Origin of the sequence: Rhizobium atlanticum (genome assembly GCF_030182485.1) — a bacterium.
GTDB lineage: Bacteria > Pseudomonadota > Alphaproteobacteria > Rhizobiales > Rhizobiaceae > Rhizobium.
In genome coordinates this window covers 1-2,732 of record NZ_JAQJCJ010000069.1, presented here as the reverse complement: position 1 = coordinate 2,732, position 2,732 = coordinate 1, and the positions used below count along the sequence as shown (strand labels likewise).

At 63.5% G+C, this 2,732-nt stretch carries 3 protein-coding genes; all 3 read right to left on the bottom strand.

Annotation, left to right across the window (positions count from 1 at the left end):
- Positions 1 to 934 (bottom strand): acetoin dehydrogenase dihydrolipoyllysine-residue acetyltransferase subunit (locus PH551_RS32675; protein ID WP_285196398.1); only part of this gene is annotated, 934 nt, incomplete at its 3' end.
- A 5-nt stretch (positions 935 to 939) separates the two neighbouring features.
- The gene (locus PH551_RS32670) at positions 940 to 1,947 is read right to left on the bottom strand and encodes an alpha-ketoacid dehydrogenase subunit beta (RefSeq protein ID WP_077988838.1); all 1,008 of its coding nucleotides are present in this window, start codon (positions 1,945 to 1,947) and stop codon (positions 940 to 942) included.
- An 11-nt stretch (positions 1,948 to 1,958) separates the two neighbouring features.
- Positions 1,959 to 2,732 (bottom strand): thiamine pyrophosphate-dependent dehydrogenase E1 component subunit alpha (locus PH551_RS32665; RefSeq protein ID WP_285196396.1); only part of this gene is annotated, 774 nt, incomplete at its 5' end.

The window sequence follows — 2,732 nt, the reverse complement described above, 5'->3', positions numbered from 1 at the left end:
TGAGCGTTGCACCGATCGATTGCTTCTGACCGCCGTTATCGGCAATGGCGTCCGCAATGGCCGACAGCGCTTCGGGAACGCCTTCCAGCCGCTTGAAGCGCAAGGTGCCCTCGACCATGTCGTTGGTGATCTTGGACGGATCGGCAAACAGCCGCTCCAGGACGTTCTGCAGCGGGCGCCGGCGCTCGGCGGCGATGAAGTCGGTCAGGAAGTCCCGGCTGATCTGCTTGCCAAGGCCAATCGGTGCGATCAGCGTCATCGAACCGATGCGCGAGGGCTGACGCGCTGCAAGAGCCGCGGCGATGGCGCCGCCAAAGGAGTGGGCGACGAGATGGATCCTTCCAGACGCGATCGGGGTGACTGCCTCTTCGATCGCGACGGCAATCTCGTCAACGACATTGCTGCCCGCCGCCGGCGAGGAATCGCCATGACCGGGAAGATCGACGGCGATCGTGCGCATCGTTTCGGCCAGCACCGGCTGGTTGAAGAGCCAGGTCGTCAGGTCTCCGCCGAAGCCGTGCAGGAAGAGCACGATATCGTCGCTCGCTTCGCCTGCTTCCAGCAGATTGAGCGAGCCGCCTGGAACCGCGACCTTGCGCGGGAGGGATACCCCGCCCTCGCCCTCTTCGCCGCTGCCGATGCGATCGGCATAGCTCTGGATGAAGGCGTCGATCTCTTCTTGCGTGGCGCTCTCGTCGGCAATCACGCCAGCCAGCGCACCGACGGGAGCCGTCGTGCCTTCTGCCAAAACAATCTGCCTCAGCGTACCGCTGGCGGACGCTTCGAGCACATTCGTCACTTTCGTCGTCTCGATCTCCAGGATCTCCTGGCCGCGCGCGACACTGCCCCCCTCACCGATCATCCATTGGGTGATCTTGCCCTCGGTCATCGTCATTCCCCATTTGGGGATGGTGACTGCTTCGATAAGCGACATGGCATTTACCTCTTTACGATTGACTTGACGGCCTTGATGACCGCGTCCGGCGTCGGCACATAGGCGTCTTCAAGATTGGGAGCATAAGGAACCGGCGTGTGCGGTGCCGTCACCAGCTTGATCGGCGCCTTGAGAGCGTCGAAGCACTGATCGGCAAGCAGGGCGGAGATATCGGCCGCCACACCGCAACGCGGATTGCCTTCGTCGACGATGACGACGCGGCCGATCTTTTCCGTCACTTCCACAAGCGTGTCCTCGTCGAGCGGCGAGGTCGTGCGCGGATCGACGATACTGGCGGAGATGCCTTCCGCGGCAAGACTGCGCGCGGCGTCTTCGGCGACGCTGACCATCCGGCCGACGGCAATGATCACCACATCCTTGCCGTCGCGCACCACACGCGCTTCGCCGAACGGAATGGTATAGGAGGCGTCCGGAACTTCGCCGACCGTATCGTAGAGCATCTTGTGCTCGAGGAAGATCACCGGGTCGTCATCGCGGATGGCCTGCAAGAGCAGTCCCTTGGCGTCATAGGGGTTGGACGGAATGACCACCTTGAGGCCGGGAATATGGGTGAAGATCGCGTGCAGAGCCTGGGTATGCTGCGATCCGGAGCGGCTGCCCGCTCCATAGGTGGCGCGGATGACGAGCGGCGTCTTGGCGCGTCCGCCGAACATGTAGCGGAACTTCGCCGCCTGGTTCATGATCTGGTCGAGGCAGACGCCGGCAAAGTCGACGAACATGATCTCCGCAATCGGCCGCAGGCCCGTCAGGGCGGCACCGGCCGCAGCCCCGATAAAGGCGGCTTCGCTGATCGGCGTGTCGCGCACCCGATCCGGACCAAAAGCCCCGAGAAGCCCACGGGTCACCCCAAAGGGGCCGCCCCAGGCATCCTTCACTCCGTTCGCCCCGGCGCCGCCCGTCAGGTCTTCGCCCATCATGATCACGCGCGGATCGCGCGCCATCTCGGAATGAAGTGCATCGTTGAGTGCCTGGCGGAATGATTTCTTGGCCATGTCAGTCGTCCTTACAGATATTTGACGTAGACGTCGGTGGTCAGGGCCGACAGCGGCGGGAACGGCGCGGCTCGGGCAGCTGCCACGGCACGGTCGATCTCGGCTTCCACCGTCTGGTCGACCGCATCGAGTTCGGCAGCATCCAGCAGCGAGACTTCCTTCACCTGCTTGCGGAAGATGCTGAGGCAGTCGCGATCCTGACGCATCGCAGCCTTTTCCTCCGGTGTGCGGTAATTGTCCGGATCACCGCTGTAGTGGCCGTAGTAACGCGGGACATGAATGTGCAGCATTGTCGGGCCGCCACCGTTCCTGGCACGCTCGACCGCTTGTCCTGCTGCTTCATAGACCTTGAAGACATCGGTGCCATCGACTTCGATCGACGGAATGTCATAGCTTTCGGCACGGCGCGTGAAGCTGCCGGCAGAGACATGCTCGTTCGCCGTCGCCTCGCCAAAGCCGTTGTCCTCAATCGCAAAGATGATCGGCAGGTTCCAGATCTTGGCAAGGTTGAAGCTCTCGGACATGACGCCTTCGTTCATCGCCCCGTCGCCGGCAAATGCGACCGCGACCTGGCCGGTCCCAAGCAGCTTTGCGCTGAGCGCCGCCCCGCAGGTGATCGGAGCGCCGGCCGCAACGATCCCGTTGGCTCCAAGCATGCCCTTGCGCAGGTCGGCAATGTGCTGCGACCCACCCTTGCCGCCGCAGGTTCCGGTCGCCCGGCCGAACAGTTCGGCCATCATGCCGTCGATGTCCACGCCCTTGGCGATCGAGTGGCCGTGGCCGCG